This is a genomic window from Mycobacterium basiliense, from assembly GCF_900292015.1.
Taxonomy (GTDB): Bacteria; Actinomycetota; Actinomycetes; order Mycobacteriales; family Mycobacteriaceae; genus Mycobacterium; species Mycobacterium basiliense.
Window position 1 is genome coordinate 848,826 of sequence record NZ_LR130759.1, and the last position, 15,890, is coordinate 864,715.

At 66.7% G+C, this 15,890-nt stretch carries 17 protein-coding genes; 5 read left to right on the forward strand and 12 right to left on the reverse strand.

The features are described from left to right. Positions 1 to 5: 5 nt before the first annotated feature. The 12 genes from MB901379_RS03675 to fadD8 all read right to left on the reverse strand — a co-directional run bounded on the left by MB901379_RS03675 (position 6) and on the right by fadD8 (position 10,223). Positions 6 to 1,358 carry a hypothetical protein gene (locus tag MB901379_RS03675; RefSeq protein WP_158015414.1) on the reverse strand — a complete coding sequence of 451 codons (1,353 nt, stop codon included), beginning with the start codon at positions 1,356 to 1,358 and terminating at the stop codon, positions 6 to 8. Positions 1,359 to 1,369: 11 nt separating this feature from the next. Beyond that, a complete protein-coding gene (gene menE / locus MB901379_RS03680; RefSeq protein WP_232021977.1) occupies positions 1,370 to 2,479 on the reverse strand; it encodes an o-succinylbenzoate--CoA ligase in 1,110 nt (369 codons plus the stop codon). 44 nt (positions 2,480 to 2,523) lie between these two features. After that, entirely contained in the window at positions 2,524 to 2,820 is a 297-nt protein-coding gene (locus MB901379_RS03685; RefSeq protein WP_158015415.1) for a DUF3349 domain-containing protein, read from the reverse strand. 59 nt (positions 2,821 to 2,879) lie between these two features. Further along, positions 2,880 to 3,167, reverse strand: a complete 288-nt coding sequence (locus tag MB901379_RS03690) for a hypothetical protein (RefSeq protein ID WP_158015416.1) — start codon at positions 3,165 to 3,167, stop codon at positions 2,880 to 2,882. Beyond that, entirely contained in the window at positions 3,164 to 4,429 is a 1,266-nt protein-coding gene (locus MB901379_RS03695; protein WP_158015417.1) for an inorganic phosphate transporter, read from the reverse strand. The genes MB901379_RS03690 and MB901379_RS03695 overlap by 4 nt, the downstream gene beginning before the upstream one ends. Before the next feature lie 97 nt (positions 4,430 to 4,526). Next, positions 4,527 to 4,934: a VOC family protein gene (locus MB901379_RS03700; protein ID WP_158015418.1), complete on the reverse strand. Its 408-nt coding sequence runs from the start codon at positions 4,932 to 4,934 to the stop codon at positions 4,527 to 4,529. Positions 4,935 to 4,947: 13 nt separating this feature from the next. Continuing rightward, the gene (locus tag MB901379_RS03705; RefSeq protein WP_158015419.1) at positions 4,948 to 5,577 is read right to left on the reverse strand and encodes a maleylpyruvate isomerase family mycothiol-dependent enzyme; all 630 of its coding nucleotides are present in this window, start codon (positions 5,575 to 5,577) and stop codon (positions 4,948 to 4,950) included. A gap of 28 nt (positions 5,578 to 5,605) precedes the next feature. Next, the gene (locus MB901379_RS03710) at positions 5,606 to 6,493 is read right to left on the reverse strand and encodes an SDR family oxidoreductase (protein ID WP_158015420.1); all 888 of its coding nucleotides are present in this window, start codon (positions 6,491 to 6,493) and stop codon (positions 5,606 to 5,608) included. 36 nt (positions 6,494 to 6,529) lie between these two features. Next, positions 6,530 to 7,432 carry a 1,4-dihydroxy-2-naphthoyl-CoA synthase gene (locus tag MB901379_RS03715; protein WP_158015421.1) on the reverse strand — a complete coding sequence of 301 codons (903 nt, stop codon included), beginning with the start codon at positions 7,430 to 7,432 and terminating at the stop codon, positions 6,530 to 6,532. Continuing rightward, complete coding sequence (locus tag MB901379_RS03720; RefSeq protein ID WP_158015422.1) at positions 7,429 to 8,121, reverse strand: hypothetical protein; 693 nt, start codon at positions 8,119 to 8,121, stop codon at positions 7,429 to 7,431. The genes MB901379_RS03715 and MB901379_RS03720 overlap by 4 nt, the downstream gene beginning before the upstream one ends. Before the next feature lie 4 nt (positions 8,122 to 8,125). Next, positions 8,126 to 8,581 (reverse strand): nitroreductase/quinone reductase family protein, encoded by a 456-nt coding sequence (locus MB901379_RS03725; protein ID WP_158015423.1) that lies wholly within the window; start codon positions 8,579 to 8,581, stop codon positions 8,126 to 8,128. Between the two features lie 40 nt (positions 8,582 to 8,621). After that, the gene (gene fadD8 / locus MB901379_RS03730; RefSeq protein WP_158015424.1) at positions 8,622 to 10,223 is read right to left on the reverse strand and encodes a fatty-acid--CoA ligase FadD8; all 1,602 of its coding nucleotides are present in this window, start codon (positions 10,221 to 10,223) and stop codon (positions 8,622 to 8,624) included. 88 nt (positions 10,224 to 10,311) lie between these two features. Here fadD8 and MB901379_RS03735 point away from each other — a divergent pair, with 88 nt between their 5' ends. From MB901379_RS03735 to MB901379_RS03755, 5 genes are read left to right on the forward strand one after another with little or no spacing between them, the layout of a single operon-like run. After that, the gene (locus MB901379_RS03735; RefSeq protein ID WP_158015425.1) at positions 10,312 to 11,916 is read left to right on the forward strand and encodes an amidohydrolase; all 1,605 of its coding nucleotides are present in this window, start codon (positions 10,312 to 10,314) and stop codon (positions 11,914 to 11,916) included. After that, the gene (locus MB901379_RS03740; protein WP_158015426.1) at positions 11,916 to 12,896 is read left to right on the forward strand and encodes an o-succinylbenzoate synthase; all 981 of its coding nucleotides are present in this window, start codon (positions 11,916 to 11,918) and stop codon (positions 12,894 to 12,896) included. Before MB901379_RS03735 ends, MB901379_RS03740 begins: the two co-directional genes overlap by 1 nt. Then, the gene (locus MB901379_RS03745; protein WP_158015427.1) at positions 12,889 to 13,677 is read left to right on the forward strand and encodes an alpha/beta fold hydrolase; all 789 of its coding nucleotides are present in this window, start codon (positions 12,889 to 12,891) and stop codon (positions 13,675 to 13,677) included. Before MB901379_RS03740 ends, MB901379_RS03745 begins: the two co-directional genes overlap by 8 nt. A 41-nt stretch (positions 13,678 to 13,718) precedes the next feature. Then, positions 13,719 to 15,356: a 2-succinyl-5-enolpyruvyl-6-hydroxy-3-cyclohexene-1-carboxylic-acid synthase gene (gene menD, locus MB901379_RS03750; RefSeq protein ID WP_158015428.1), complete on the forward strand. Its 1,638-nt coding sequence runs from the start codon at positions 13,719 to 13,721 to the stop codon at positions 15,354 to 15,356. Continuing rightward, positions 15,353 to 15,865 (forward strand): DUF3592 domain-containing protein, encoded by a 513-nt coding sequence (locus MB901379_RS03755; protein WP_158015429.1) that lies wholly within the window; start codon positions 15,353 to 15,355, stop codon positions 15,863 to 15,865. Before menD ends, MB901379_RS03755 begins: the two co-directional genes overlap by 4 nt. Positions 15,866 to 15,890 lie beyond the last annotated feature (25 nt).

Sequence of the window (15,890 nt, forward strand, 5' to 3'; positions counted from 1 at the left end):
GCCGGCTACCAGTTCGTAAAGATGATGCTGTTCAACAGCAGAGCTCCGACGGCGTTGACCGCCAGCCACACCCGGTGCGACCGCGCCGTCAACAGCGCCGGCGCGGTAGTCAGCCACATGGTGAACGGCAGCCAGATCCGTTCGGTCTCGGCCTTGCTCAGCATGCTCACGTCGGCGACCACGATGGCTGCCAGCATCCCGAGCAAGAGTAGGTGAAAACCCGAGCGGCGGCCGATGGCGTCTCGGTCGAATATCCGGCTGATACCGGCGACACTGCCCAGCCCGATCGCGCAGACCACACACGCCAGGTTGGCCCACGACCAATACTGAAACGGTCGGTCGTGCGCGATCCCTTGCCAATATCGTTGCTGCACAAGGGTGTAGCCCTCAAACCAGGAGAACCCAGCGACCGCGAATGCCACCGCCACCGCCACCGCAGCCAAGACGGCCGGTCCCAACGCCCGCAACGCGGTCCGCCAGTTGCGCGCCGATGCCAGTACCGCCAACGCGGGCAACCCCATCAGCAGCAGGCCGTAGTTGAGGAAGATGCCCCAACCCAGCAGCAGGCCCGCTCCCGCTGACGTCAGCGCCGGATGCGGCGACGCACCCCGCGCCGCTACCGCGAGCAGCGCAATACCCCATGCCGCGACGCCGGCAAAGTATCCGTCGGCCGAGACGGCGACCCAGATGGCCGTGGGCGCCACCGCGACAAAGGGTGCGACCCGCCGCGCGGTCCGCTCATCGGCGAGCGCGCGCACGGCGATTACCATCGCCGCCGCCGCGCTCGAGCCGACCAGCAGGCACAGCAGCCCGGCCCAGGCGCCGCCACCCAAACCAATGCGATCCAGCCACACGAACGTCAGCAGCGCTCCCGGTGGATGGCCGGAGACGTGCGTGACCCAGGAATGCGGCTGATAGTCGACGATCCGGCTGGCAAATGAACGCAAAGTCGCGGGGATGTCCGCGATACCGGGGACCTCCCACAGGTACTCGTCCTTGGTGGTCAACCGTCCGGCGAAACCGCGCTGCCAACCGTCGATCATGGCCAGCGAAAGCGCCCAGGCGCACGCGGTGGCCCAGGCGCCGACGGCTAACAAACGCCAGGAAAGCCGTTGCGCCACAATCGGCCCCCACACCACCACGCCCATCCCGATAACAATCGCTGCCACCGTGCCCCAGCTGGCGTGGATGTCCCAGTAGCCGAAGATAGGCGCCGCACCGGCTCGCGAAGCAAAGCGCTCCAGGCCGATGTCCCGGCGCGGGTTGACGCCGATGGGCAACCGGGGCAACACGAACGCGGCTGCCACCAGGACGACCCCGACTACCACGGCCAAAGCTTCCCGGCGCGCAATCTTCACGATTGCTCAGCCTATTGGTCGTTGGGGGCAGCGAACCGGCGCACCAACACCGCCCGGTCGATCTTGCCGATGCCGCGCCGCGGCAGCTCATCCACGACGTGTAACTCGCGGGGAGCTGCGGTGGCATCTAGTGCGCCTGAGACATGTGCGCGCAGCTCGTCCAACGTCGGCGCGGTGCGCTCGTCGCCGACCACAATCGCGGCGACCACGCGCTGCCCTAGCCGGTCGTCATCGAGCCCGAACACCGCGCAGTCGCGCACCGCGGGGTGGGTGGCCAGCGCGGCCTCGACGAGCGGCGGCAGCACGGTCAGCCCGCCGGTGCTGATCGCGTCGTCGGCCCGGCCCAGGACGCTCAGCGCGCCCGAATCATCCAGCACGCCAAGATCATCGGTACGAAACCAGCCCGGTTCGGCGAACGGGTTAGGGACAACCGGATTGCGATAGCCCTGGGCCAGTATGGGACCGCCGATCATGATGCGGCCATCGGTACGGACACGCAGGTTCACCCCGTCGAGGGGTACACCGTCATAAACGCAGCCGCCCGCGGTTTCGCTCATGCCGTAGGTGCGAACGACCCTGATGCCGGCGGCGGTTGCCGCGTCCAGCACCGGTCGTGGGGCGGGTCCGCCGCCAAGCAGCACCGCGTCCAATGTCGCCAGTGCGGCGGCCGCCGCCGGGTCAGCGAGCGCCTTGGCCAGCTGAGCGGCCACCAGCGATGTGTATCGTCGGCCGGAGTCCAATTTCGCTATTGCCCTAGGTAATTCGGTGATGTCGAAGCCCGCCGAGACGTCCAGTTCGACGGGAACGGTGCCGGCCAGGGCGCTGCGAATCAGCACCTGCAGACCGGCAATGTGAAACGGTGGCACCGCCAGTAACCAGCTGCCCGCGCCGCCGAGACGGTGGTGGGTGGCCGCTGCACTGGCGAGCAACGCCTCCGCGGTCAGCAGCGCGCCCTTGGGTATACCCGTGGTTCCTGAGGTGGTGACCACCAGCGCCACCTCGTCGCCGATGTCTTCGCCCACCCGCAATGCGCCCGACAGCTCGGATTCATGCCCCGCCGGCAATGCGACCAGGGCCGGATCGCGGCCATCCAGAACGCGTTGCAGGGCGGGCAGCAGCAATGCGATAGCGCGGCCGGCGGGGACGCTGAGCGCCCGCAGAACGGCTATGCGCGGTCCTCGAGGGCGTCATCGAACGGCCAGCCATTGGCGGCCAGCCGCGCCCGCACCCGCTCGACATCTTCCGGTGACGGGAGTTCGTCGGTGATTTGGGTGATCACCACGCCGATGTCGATCTTGTCGAACTCGCCGCGCCGCATCAGCTCGTTGGCGACGGCCTTGACATCGTCATTGGTCAGCCGGCGCGCCAGCAGGGCAAGGAGGGCAAAGGAGTCGGTCGGGGGAACGCCTTCGGGATAGCCCGCGCGCAGCCACGACACGACCGAGGTAAGGAATCGATTCACGCCGTTACAACTTCCCGTTCAGCCCGTGAGCGAACCATAAGCCAGGGATACACTTGACGTTACTTGGTTTTCGCTCCCAGGATGGCCCAACCGGTGTGATGTGCGATGAAGTCGCGGGCGATGTAGAGCACCCCGAGAACGACCACCGCGAGAATGAGTGCGAAGATCACCCACCCGAGCGTGACCGATACCGTGCGTCGCAGTGACGGGCTACTCGCACCGACGCCATCAGCCCCGACGGCCTGCAGCCGCACCCCGAGGGCAAAGAGTGCCGGCAGGCCAGCCCCCGCCAGCAGGCTGAAGATCAGGATCTTCGCCGTGGCCGCGTAGTTGAACCAATGATTCATGATGGGTTCCCCGCCGCAAGCGTGTCGTCGGCGCCCAAGTGTGGTAGCTGACCGTTTGCTTCAGGTGGTGCCGGTGGCGCCGGTGGTTGTCGGTCATGGAACGGAGGGACGCTTTTGCTCGACCCGTCCAATCCCGCCGTCAGGCTGCCTTCCCAGTCGGCATTGACGTTGGTGTGGTTGACCGTCGCCCGCCGCGACCGCAGCCAGATGGCGGTAGCGACCACGCACAGCAAGGTGAAGCCAATTATCGCGCCGGGGTATCCGCCGATGAAGTGCACGAGCCAGTAGGTGATTGCCCCGACCAGGCCGGCCAACGGCAGGGTGATCAGCCATGCGGCCACCATCCGGCCGGCCACTCCCCAGCGCACCTCGGCGCCGGGTTTGCCGACGCCGCTACCCAGTACGGATCCGGTGGCGACCTGGGTGGTCGACAACGCGTAGCCGAAGTGCGCGGACAACAGGATGACGGCGGCCGAGGACGCCTCGGCGGCCATGCCCTGGGGAGGTTTGATCTCGACCAGCCCCTTGCCCAGGGTCCTGATGATGCGCCAGCCACCGAGATAGGTACCCCCGGCCATGGCAAGGGCGCAGGACACGATGACCCACAGGGGCGGCATCACGGCGGTGGTGCTGACCGCTCCGTAGGACATCAGGGCCAGAAAGATCACGCCCATCGTCTTCTGCGCATCGTTGGTGCCGTGGGCCAGCGAGACCAGCGACGCCGAGCCGATCTGGCCGTGCCGGAAGCCGCCTTCGGTGCGCTTTTCCGAAACGCCACGGGTGATCCTGTAGACCAGCCAGGTGCCGATCGCCCCGACGAGCGTGGCCAGCAGCGCGGCCACCACGGCCGGCACGATCACCTTGGACACCACGCCGCTCCAGATCACGCCGCGACCGCCGACAGCGGCGATGGTGGCCCCGACGATGCCGCCGATCAATGCGTGTGACGAACTCGACGGGATGCCCAGTAGCCAGGTCAGCAGATTCCACACGATCCCGCCGACCAGGCCCGCGAACACCAGCTCCAGCGTCACCAGATTGGCGTCGATGAGACCTTTAGCGATAGTGGCCGCCACGGCGGTGGACAAAAACGCTCCCACCAGGTTCAACACGGCCGAAAGGATGACCGCGGTCCGGGGCGCCAGGGCGCCACTGGCGATCGAGGTTGCCATGGCGTTGCCGGTGTCGTGGAAACCGTTGGTGAAGTCGAATGCCAACGCCGTGATGACGACGATGATCAAGAGGAACAAGTCGATGTTCACAGTGCCTGATTCTGCTGGTCGGGGTATTCCATTGTCGAACCGGGAAATCCAAGAATCGCGGGTGTATCGGGAGTCGTCGCCAGATGTTACCTAGCAGTTAACCGTCGGTTCCCTGCCGTTCACCTCGGGTGTCCGCACGGAGCGGATGACCTCGGGGAACCTCGAGGAAAATCAGCGTGATTCCGTCCGGATCGGTCACATGCATCTCGTAGAGGCCCCATGGCTCGCGGCGTGCTTCACGGGTGATCGATACGCCCCGGCCAATGAGCTCCGCCTGGGTGGCCTCGACGTCGCGGACCTGCAGCCACAGCGCTCCGGGAAAGGGTCCGTGGGACTGGTCGGGATTGCCGTAGCCGGCCAGCTCGAGCAATGACTGTCCGGCGAAAAGCACTGTCCCGCCAGGATATTCGCGTGCGATCGCCAAACCAATGCGGTCGCGATAGAAGGTCAACGACTTCTCATAGTCCACCGGTCGGAGCAGCATCCGGCTGGCCAGAATCTCCATGGCTTCGTGTCTATCACGTCGGGGCGCATCGGCTTCGCAGGATTTGCACCCCCGGGCCGGTGAGGTCGTCACAGCCGGCCGCGCGGCCGGTGGTCGCGAGCAACAGCGCCAACAGGGGGCCCTGGACGGGCTGGCCTTGCCCGTGCTTCCAGTCGTCGTCGGTGGCTTCCAGCGCAAGCCCCGATACGCGCCTTTTCGCGCCGATGAGCAGATTGGAGCCCTGGTAGAAGTCGATGACCTGGCGCACCGTCCCCGGCGCATAGGTGTGCGATATGCCCAGCGGAGTGCGCACGTCGGCGCCGTGGATCACGATCTCGCCCAACCAGGAGACCTTGGGCCCGGGCGGCGCGGAGGTGGAGTGCTGCAGGCTGCGGAACTTTTGGAGGGTTTCCGCCGGATCGGCGCCGCGGTGTTTGGCCAGCTGACCCTTGGCGAATTTCTCGAAGTTGAAACCGGCGCCGGCCATGCCGAGGAAGAACTTGGCCGGATTCAGCGACGCGGTTGCGCATAGGTGCGCGACGATGTCGCGCACCGTCCACCCCGCGCACAACGATGGGGTGTCCCACTGCGATGGCGTCAACGTCGCCAGGTCATCGGCAAGGGCGCCGCGCTCGGTCGCAATGGTGGTCCAGGCATCGGCCATAGCTAGCTCCTCGGCTGGTGGGCGTCGTTCAGCTGGTCGTCGTGTCCTCTTGGCGTCGCTGCATGAGGGCATTCACCCAGCGCGGTCCGACGGTGTTCAGTGCCTTGGCCGCAAGGGCGATCCGCGGTGCCACCCGTACCGGCCGGGTGCGCGCGGCGGTGACCATCCACTGGGCCGCTTCGTGGGGAGTTAGGGCGGGCATCCCCTGGTAGGCCTTCGTCGGCGCGATCATCGGAGTGGACACCAGCGGGTAGTAGAGCGTGGTCGAGTGCACGCCCCGTCGGCCCCACTCGGTTTCAATGGTCCGGCTCACCGCCGACAGTGCAGCCTTGGACGCGTTGTACACCGAGAACAGCGGAGAGGCTTCGGTCAATACCCCCCAGGTGGTGACGTTGATGATGTGGCCGTCGCCGCGCTCGAGCATCCCCGGCGCGAACCCGCGGACCAGCCGCAACGGCGCGTAGTAATTGAGCACCGTGGTCCGTTCGACGTCGTGCCAGCGCTGCAGCGATTCGGCTAACGGCCGCCGGATGGAGCGGGCGGCGTTGTTGATCAGAATGTCGACGCCGCCGACGCGCTTTTCGACGTCGGCGACCAGCGCGTCGATGGCGCCCAGGTCGGAAAGATCGCAGGGCACCGACATCGCGGTGCCGCCACCGGTGGTGATGCGATCAGCCACCGCGTCCAGCAGATCCCTGCGGCGGGCGACGACGATCACGGTGGCGCCCTGCCCGGCGAACTGCTCGGCGGCCGCCTCGCCGATGCCCGACGAGGCGCCGGTGATCAGAACCCGCTTGCCGTCGAGGTCGATCGGCTTAATCGGCGGCCGGTTGCCGAACAGTTGCGGCGCGACCGGCGGGCGCATGCCGGCCAGTGTGATGTGGTCGGTCAACCGGCGCAGCGGACTCTTGCTCACACGTCGGCAGTCTAGTTTCGCCGCGTGGCGCGCTATCTAGAAGTACCGTGGAAACGGGCCATAGTCGGGCGGGCGCTTCTGTAGGAACGCGTCACGGCCCTCGACGGCTTCGTCGGTCATGTACGCCAACCGGGTGGCCTCGCCGGCGAATAGTTGCTGACCCACCAGCCCGTCGTCGAGCAGGTTGAACGCAAACTTCAGCATCCGCTGCGCCTGAGGCGATTTAGCGTTGATGGCCGCCGCCCAGTCCAGTCCTACCCGCTCCAACTCCGCGTGCTCGACGACCTCGTTCACCGCGCCCATTCGATGCATCTGCTCGGCGCTGTACGGCCGGCCCAGAAAGAAGATCTCGCGGGCGAACTTCTGGCCCACCTGGCGGGCCAGGTATGCGCTGCCGTAGCCGCCGTCGAAGCTGCCGACGTCGGCGTCGGTTTGTTTGAAGCGGGCGTGCTCGCGGCTGGCCAGGGTGAGGTCGCAGACCACATGCAGGCTATGCCCACCACCCGCCGCCCAGCCGTTGACCAGGCAGATAACCACCTTGGGCATGAACCGGATCAGCCGTTGGACCTCCAGGATGTGCAGCCGGCCGGCGCGCGCGACGTCGACGGTGTCCGCGGTGTCGCCGCTGGCGTACTGGTAGCCGCTACGTCCACGGATTCGTTGGTCGCCGCCGGAGCAGAATGCCCAACCACCGTCTTTCGGGGACGGTCCGTTGCCGGTCAATAGCACCACGCCGACGTCGGGTGACATCCGAGCGTGGTCGAGTACCCGATACAGCTCATCGACGGTGTGCGGGCGAAACGCATTGCGCACTTCGGGACGGTCAAATGCCACCCGGACGGTGGCGTCGGTGACATGACGGTGGTAGCTGATGTCGGTCAGATCGTCGAAGCCGTCGACCAGTCTCCATACCTGGGCGTCAAAGGGGTTGTCATTCAAGGCTGTTGAACTCCGTCCTGGTCGATGGTGAGATCTCCGCAGCTGATGGTCTCTGCCGAGGTCACCACTGGGTCCTGCGCGGAAACGGCGGTGAGGGTGTCTGACCGCCCGATGGTGGCCAGGGTGCCGTTGAGGTTGATCTCGGTGCGGCGCACCGTCCATAGCTCGCCGTCCTGCAATGCCTGCAGGCCGACCAGCCGGCGACCGGCACCAAGCTTGCTGCAACCGATCCCGGTCCCGTTGCCCGCCAAGTTCTCCAGATCGAACCGGAACGGCTGGCCATCGTGGCTGGCGACAACGGTTTGCAGCCGGCACTCGGCGAACGCGTATAGGCCGGCGCTGCGGCCGTCACTGACAATGACTTGGTGAGCGCCGTTGTTCTCGGCATCAATAGCCAAGGCACGCAACGGAATCGGACTCGCCGATAATATCGGTTGGGCGGTGTTCGTTCCGCTGGCGGTGCTGATTCCGACCAGCCGCTCGAGGGACCCGTCGGATTTCGGCAGCAGCCCGATCCACAACGTGTCCGGCCGGCCGTCGCCGTCGAGATCACCGACCTGCCGTTCATTGGCATCGACCGGAGGAGGTGGGCCGCCCGGCGGGCAGCCCGCTGCGGCGAAGGACCGCGCCGGCGCCGGCGCGCCGACGCAGGCGGCCACCAGCAATGACACCAGCACCACGCGTCGCATCCGACTAGACCGGCTCGAAACGGAACACGGCGCAACGCCCGGTCAAGGCGGCAAACTCTTCGGGATGCCCGTCTTTGACCAGTCCACACCGCTTGATGAAGCCGACACCGGTGGGCACCTCGGGGGGAAAAGCGCGCAACAGCGGTTTGGCTTCGTCGCTCGAGAGTTCCACCATCCGGACGCGTTCGGGCTTGCGGCCGCGGGTCAGCGTGACTTCGTTGGGGGCGCGGACGTTGCGCACCCAGTCTGCGCCCGGGAAGCCCCCCACAACGTAGCGCTTGCCGTCCACCGTCATCGGCGCGATTGGCGTCGACCGCAGGACTCCGGACGTGCGCCCCGGCACGGCCAATACCACCGGACTTTCGCCCCCGAAGCTCATTCCGAGCCGCGACAGTCGGATACGAACCTTGTTCGCCGGTTTCAGCCACCACGGTGGCTTGATCCGTTCGCCGTCACCCATGAGGGTCACAATAACGAGCACGCTCTCGCCGGACGGGTTGCTATCCGACGGCGCGGCCGGCGCCCTCCCAGAATCGTGCGCGCACGGCCTTCTTGTCCGGTTTTCCCAACCCCGTCAGCGGCAGCGAATCAACGATCACCACGCGTTTTGGCGACTGCACCGAGCCCTTGCGGTCCTTGACCGCGGACTGGATCTCGGCGGTCATGGTCTGGATCGCGGCGTCATCGCGGGCTGCGTCGGCGCGCAACACCACCACGGCGGTCACAGCCTCGCCCCACTTCTCGTCGGGTGCTCCGACCACACACACCTGCGCGACCGCGGGATGCTCGGCGACCACGTCTTCTACCTCACGAGGAAACACGTTGAAACCGCCGGTGACGATCATGTCCTTGACCCGGTCCACGATGTAGTAGAAGCCGTCCTCGTCCTCGCGGGCCATGTCGCCGGTGTGCAGCCAGCCGTCCTTAAACGTGTCGGCCGTGGCCTCCGGCAGATTCCAATAGCCGCCGGCCAGCAATGGTCCGCTGACGCAAATCTCGCCCGGCTCACCCTGCGGCACCGGCTTGCCGTCCTCGCTCAGCAACGCGACCCGCGCGAACAGGGTCGGGCGCCCGCAGGAGGTGAGCCGCTTCTCGTCATGCTCGCCCTTGGGCAGGTAGGTGATCACCATCGGCGCCTCGGATTGCCCGTAGTACTGGGCGAAAATCGGGCCGAACCGGCGGATTGCCTCGGCCAGCCGTACCGGATTGATCGCCGAAGCGCCGTAGTAGACGGTCTCCAACGACGACAGGTCCCGGGTGTGTGAATCCGGGTGGTCCATCAACGCATACAGCATCGACGGCACCAGCATGGTTGCGGTAATCCTTTGCTCTTCAATAACTCTCAGCACCTCGGCCGGGTCGAACTTGGCTAGCACGATCATCTCGCCGCCCTTGATCAGGGTGGGGGTGAAGAATGCCGCGCCGGCGTGTGAGAGTGGCGTGCACATCAAGAACCGGGGGTTGTCCGGCCACTCCCATTCGGCCAGCTGAATCGCGGTCATGGTGGAAATCGACTGGGCGGTGCCCATCACGCCCTTGGGTTTTCCGGTGGTGCCGCCGGTATAGGTCAGGCCGATGACCTGGTCCGGCGGCAGATCGGCCGCCACCAGCGGCTGTGGCTGATACTTGGCCGCTTCGGCCGACAGATCGATCGCCACACCCCTGAGCGCCTCCGGGACCGGCCCGATGGTCAGGATCTGCTGGAGCGAGTCCACCTTCTCCAGCAGCCCCAGCGCGCGCTCCACGAACATCGGGTTGGGGTCGATGATCAGTGAGCTGATCCCGGCATCGGAGAGTACGTACGCGTGATCGTCGAGGGACCCGAGCGGATGCAACGCGGTGCGCCGATAGCCCCGGGCCTGGCCGGCCCCGATGATCATCAGCACTTCGGGGCGGTTGAGCGACAGCAGGCCAACCGCGACGCCGGTGCCGGCGCCCAGCGCCTCGAAGGCCTGGATGTACTGGCTGACCCGGTCGGCCAGCTGACCGCCGGTCAGTGTGGTGTCACCGAGGAACAGCACCGGTTTGTTCGTGTGGCGCTTGAGCGCGCCCACCAGCAGATGGCCGTTGTGCGTTGGGTTGCGTAACAACTTGTCACTCATGTGGCAAGACTAGAACGTGTTGCAATTTGGGTCGGCCGCGCCCTCGGGCGGAACCCATTTCGGGCACGGATCACTAGGATTCCTGCGTATGGCCAATGCAGATGTCGTCATTACCGGAACTGTGCTGACCGTTGACGACACCCGGCCGACCGCCCAGGCGATCGCGGTCACCGACGGCCGGATCGTCGCCGTCGGTGACCGCTCGGAGGTCAACGGCCTCGTCGGTCCGGACACCCGAACCATCGATCTGGGCTCTGGCTGCCTCATGCCGGGATTCGTCGAGGCCCATGGTCATCCGCTGATGGAGGCAATCGTGCTCTCCGGCCGGATCGTCGACATCCGCCCGGTGACCGTCCGCGACGCCGACGTTGTCGTCGATGCGATTCGCCGCGAAACCGCCGAGCGCGGAACCGCGGGTGCCTACCTCATCGGCTGGGATCCGCTGCTACAACCGGGGCTTCCCGAGCCGACGCTGAGCTGGCTCGACGAAATCGCGCCGAACGGACCGCTGGTGATCATCCATAATTCCGGCCACAAGGCCTATTTCAATTCCAACGCCGCCTGGCTGGGCGGTCTGGACCGCGACACACCGGATCCCAAAGGCGCCAAGTATGGCCGCGACGCCAACGGTGAACTCGACGGCACCGCCGAGGAAACCGGCGCGGTATTGCCGCTGCTTGCCGGGGTGGCCGATCCCAGCAATTACCCGGCGATGCTGCGCGCAGAGTGTGCCCGGCTCAACCGGGCCGGCCTGACCACATGTTCGGAGATGGCTTTCGATCCCGGGTTTCGGCCGCTGGTCGAGGCGCTGCGCGACGAGTTGACGGTCCGGCTGCGCACCTATGAGATTTCCAATGCGCAAATGTCCAGCGACGCCTCGCCGGGCGACGGCGACGACATGCTGCGCCAGGTGGGCATCAAGATCTGGGTGGACGGTTCGCCGTGGATCGGCAACATTGACCTGACATTTCCGTATCTGGACACCGACGCCACTCGCACCATTGGGGTGGTGCCCGGTTCCTGCGGATGCGCCAACTACACCCGTGACCAGCTGGCCGAAATCGTCGACGCGTATTTCCCGAAGGGCTGGCCGATCGCCTGTCACGTACAGGGCGATGCCGGTGTCGACACCATCCTTGATGTCTACGAGGAGGCGCTGCGCCGCCATCCTCGCCCCGATCATCGATTGCGGCTCGAACATGTCGGTGCCATCCGGAAAGACCAACTTCGGCGGGCCGTCGAGCTGGGCGTTACCTGCAGCATCTTCGTCGACCAGATTCACTACTGGGGTGACGTCATCGTCGACGGTCTGTTCGGAGCGGAGCGCGGGTCCCGGTGGATGCCGGCCGGGTCCGCGGTGGCCGCCGGTATGCGCATCTCACTGCACAACGACCCCCCGGTCACACCCGAGGAACCGCTGCGCAACATCAGCGTGGCCGCGACCCGGGTGGCGCCCAGCGGGCGGGTGCTGGCCCCCGAAGAGCGTTTGACTGTGGAGCAGGCGATTCGTGCGCAGACTATCGATGCGGCCTGGCAGCTGTTCGCCGACGACGTCATCGGCTCGCTCGAGGTCGGCAAGTACGCGGACATGGTCGTGCTGTCACAGGACCCGCGGGCGGTGCCACCCGAGGAGATCGCCGATCTCGAGGTCCGTGCCACGTTTCTTGCTGGCCGGCAGGTCTACCGGCAGTGATGCCGGCCTGCGCGGATCTGCTCGACCGCTTGCATGTCGTGGCGCTGCCCATGCGGGTGCGCTTTCGCGGTATCACCGTCCGCGAAGTGGCGTTGATCGACGGTCCGGCGGGGTGGGGCGAGTTCGGTGCGTTCCTCGAGTACCCGGTCGAGGAGGCGGCCGCATGGCTGGTGTCGGCGATCGAGGCGGCCTACCGGCCTCCGCCGGCCACGCGACGTGATCGCGTCCCGATCAACGCGACCGTGCCGGCGGTTGGCGCCGCCCAGGTGGCCGACGTGCTGGCCCGATTTCCCGGCGCAGCGACCGCCAAGGTGAAGGTTGCTGAGCCTGGGCAGAGCCTGGCCGACGACGTGGGCAGGGTAAATGCCGTGCGTGACCTGGTCCCAACGGTGCGGGTGGATGCCAACGGCGGCTGGAGCGTCGAACAAGCGGTGCGGGCCGCCGCTGCCCTGACCGCCGATGGCCCGCTGGAGTACCTCGAGCAACCCTGCGCCACCGTCGGCGAACTCGCCGAACTGCGTCAACGAGTCGAGGTGCCGATCGCCGCCGACGAATCCATCCGCAAGGCGCAGGACCCCCTTGCGGTGGTCCGTGCGGGAGCCGCCGATGTCGCGATATTGAAAGTCGCTCCGCTGGGCGGAGTTTCGGCACTGCTGCAGATTGCAGACGAGATCGACATCCCAGTGGTGGTCTCCAGCGCGCTGGACTCGGCAGTGGGAATCGCGACCGGGCTGACGGCCGCCGCGGCCCTGCCGCGGCTTAACCACGCGTGCGGGTTGGGCACCGGTGGGCTGTTCGTCGAGGACGTCACCGAACCCGGCCAGGCGCCCGTTCCCGTCGATGGCGCGTTGTCGGTGCGGCGGGTCACACCCGATCCGGCGCGGCTGCATGCCCTGGGTGCGGCGCCCCCTCGGCGGCAGTGGTGGATCGACCGGATCAGGGCCTGTTACCCGCTGCTGTACCGTCGGTCGAGTGATTAACCTGGCTTACGACGACAAAGGGACCGGTGAAGCGGTCCTTTTTATTGCCGGTCGCGGGGGTGCTGGACGCACCTGGCATCCACATCAAGTCCCGGCATTCTTGGCGGCCGGCTACCGGTGCATTACCTTCGACAACCGGGGCATTGGCGGCACCGAAAATGCGTCCGGTTTCACGACGCAGACCATGATCGATGACACAGCGGCGCTGATCGAATCCCTGGACATCGCCCCGGTGCGCATCGTCGGAGTGTCGATGGGGTCTTTTATCGCCCAGGAGTTGATGCTGGCCCGGCCAGAGCTGGTGCGCGCCGCGGCATTGATGGCCACCCGTGGCCGCCTGGATCGCGCCCGACAGTTCTTCCACGATGCGGAGGCCGAGCTGTACGACTCCGGCGCCCAGTTGCCGCCGACATACGACGTCAAGGATCGCTTGCTGGAGAATTTCTCCCGCAAGACACTCAATGACGACGCGGCCATCGCGGACTGGATCGCGATGTTTTCCATGTGGCCGATCAAGCAGACTCCGGGGCTGCGTTGCCAGCTGGACATCTCGCCGCAGACCAGCCGGTTGTCCGCCTACCGCAGCATCGCCGCACCGGTGCTGGTGATCGGGTTCTCAGACGACATCGTGACCCCGCCGTATTTGGGACGTGAGGTTGCCGACGCCCTGCCGAACGGCCGTTTCCTGCAAATCCCCGATACCGGTCATCTCGGGTTCTTCGAGCGGCCGGATTCGGTCAACGCCGCGGTGCTGAAGTTCTTTGCCAGCGTCGACGGGTGAGCTTGGCGAGCCCTGTTAGCCGGTTGTGACACCCTGTACTGGTGAACCCCTCGACGACACAGGCCCGCGTCGTCGTTGACGAGCTGATTCGCGGCGGCGTCCGCGATGTCGTGCTGTGCCCCGGTTCGCGGAACGCACCGCTGGCGTTCGCGTTGCAGGATGCCGACCGGTGCGGCCGGATCCGGTTGCACGTTCGCATCGACGAACGCACCGCCGGCTATCTGGCCATCGGGCTGGCGATCGGGGCGGGGGCGCCGGTCTGCATCGCGATGACGTCGGGTACCGCCGTCGCCAACCTCGGCCCCGCCGTCGTGGAGGCCAACTACGCGCGGGTGCCGCTGATCGTCTTGTCGGCCAACCGGCCCTACGAATTACTGGGTACCGGGGCCAACCAGACCATGGAGCAGCTGGGCTACTTCGGTACCCAGGTCCGCGCCACCATCAGCCTGGGCCTGGCCGACGAGGCGCCCGAACGCCTCGCCGCACTCAACGCGACGTGGCGATCGGCCACCTGCCGGGTATTGGTGGCGGCCAAAGGTTCTCGCACCGCCAATGCCGGCCCGGTGCACTTCGACATCCCGTTGCGTGAACCGCTAGTGCCCGATCCGGAACCCGGCGGCGAGGCGACCCCGCCGGGTCGGCCCGACGGCAAGTCGTGGACCTACACGCCCGCGGTCACCTTTGACCAGCCGCTGGAGGTCGACCTGTCGGCAGACACCGTCGTCATCGCCGGGCACGGCGCGGGCGAGCATCCCAACCTCGCCGAGGTGCCCACGGTCGCCGAGCCGACGGCGCCCGGACCGACCACGCCGTTGCACCCGTTGGCCCTGCCGCTGCTTCGCCCCCAGCAGGTGATCATGCTGGGTCGCCCCACCCTGCATCGTCCGGTATCGGCGTTGTTGGCCGATCCAAATGTGCCGGTGTTTGCCCTGACGACCGGGCCGCGTTGGCCGGACGTTTCGGGCAACTCGCAGGCCACCGGCACGCGAGCGGTGGTCACCGGAGCACCGAACCCGGCTTGGCTGCACCGGTGCGCCCAGATGAACCGGCATGCGATCACCGCGGTGCGCGAGCAACTCGCCGCGCACCCGCTGACCACCGGTCTGCACGTCGCCGCGGCGGTGGCGGAGGCGATACGGCCCGGTGATCAGCTGGTGCTCGGAGCGTCCAACCCGGTGCGCGACGTGGCGCTGGTCGGTTGTGATACCCGCGGCATCCAGGTGCGGTCCAATCGCGGGGTTGCCGGTATCGACGGCACGGTGTCTACCGCGATAGGTGCCGCGCTGGCATACGAGCGGGCCCATGACGGGCGCACCATCGCACTGATCGGAGACCTGACGTTCGTCCATGACAGCTCGGGGCTGCTGATCGGACCCACCGAACCGACGCCGCGGCGGTTGACGATCGTGGTGTCCAACGACAATGGCGGTGGCATCTTCGAACTGCTCGAGCAGGGGGACCCGCGGTTCTCCGATGTATCTTCGCGAATCTTCGGTACCCCGCACGACGTCGACGTGGGTGCGTTGTGTCGCGCCTACCACGTGGAGAGCCGGCAGATCGAGGTCGACCAGCTGGCGGCGGCGCTGGGCGAGGACGGCACCGGGTTGCGGGTGCTGGAGGTCAAGGCGGACCGGTCCTCGCTGCGGCAATTGCACGCCACCATCAAGGCCGCTCTGTGATCTCGCCGAAAAGGTTGTTGCGCTTTTTGATTCACGGCACCAGTGAACAGGCGCCGGACACCCGGGCCAGGAAGCTGGTGCGGTGGGTGCGCATCGCCGTCCTGATCATGACGATGCTGGTCACGCTGCAGTCGGTGCTGCTGGTGGCCGGTGCATGGCGCAACGACTTGGCGATCGACAACAACATGGGCGTGGCGCAGGCCGAGGTGCTTAGCGCCGGCCCGCGCCGGTCCACCATCGAGTTCGTCACGCCCGACCGGGTCACTTACCGGCCCGAACTGGGTGTGCTGTATCCATCCGAACTGGCCACGGGTATGCGTATCTACGTCGAATACAACAAACGGGATCCCAATCTGGTGCGGGTGCAGCACCGCAACGCCGGGCTGGCGATCATCCCGGCGGGGTCCATCGCCGTTGCGGCCTGGTTGATTGCGGTGGTCGCGCTCGTTGCCCTGGCGCTGCTGGACAAGCGGCTGAGCCGGCAGTCCGAATCGGAGAGTGCGGGGTAGATTTCGCGCCCCGTATGCCCGTCGG

Coding starts and splice junctions, on each gene's coding strand:
- MB901379_RS03700 (WP_158015418.1), bottom strand. CDS start 4,934: ATGGAGATTCTGGCCAGCCGGATGCTGCTCCGACCGGTGGACTATGAG.
- MB901379_RS03720 (WP_158015422.1), bottom strand. CDS start 8,121: ATGCGACGCGTGGTGCTGGTGTCATTGCTGGTGGCCGCCTGCGTCGGC.
- MB901379_RS03725 (WP_158015423.1), bottom strand. CDS start 8,581: ATGGGTGACGGCGAACGGATCAAGCCACCGTGGTGGCTGAAACCGGCG.
- MB901379_RS03740 (WP_158015426.1), top strand. CDS start 11,916: ATGCCGGCCTGCGCGGATCTGCTCGACCGCTTGCATGTCGTGGCGCTG.
- fadD8 (WP_158015424.1), bottom strand. CDS start 10,223: ATGAGTGACAAGTTGTTACGCAACCCAACGCACAACGGCCATCTGCTG.
- MB901379_RS03690 (WP_158015416.1), bottom strand. CDS start 3,167: ATGAATCATTGGTTCAACTACGCGGCCACGGCGAAGATCCTGATCTTC.
- MB901379_RS03735 (WP_158015425.1), top strand. CDS start 10,312: ATGGCCAATGCAGATGTCGTCATTACCGGAACTGTGCTGACCGTTGAC.
- MB901379_RS03705 (WP_158015419.1), bottom strand. CDS start 5,577: ATGGCCGATGCCTGGACCACCATTGCGACCGAGCGCGGCGCCCTTGCC.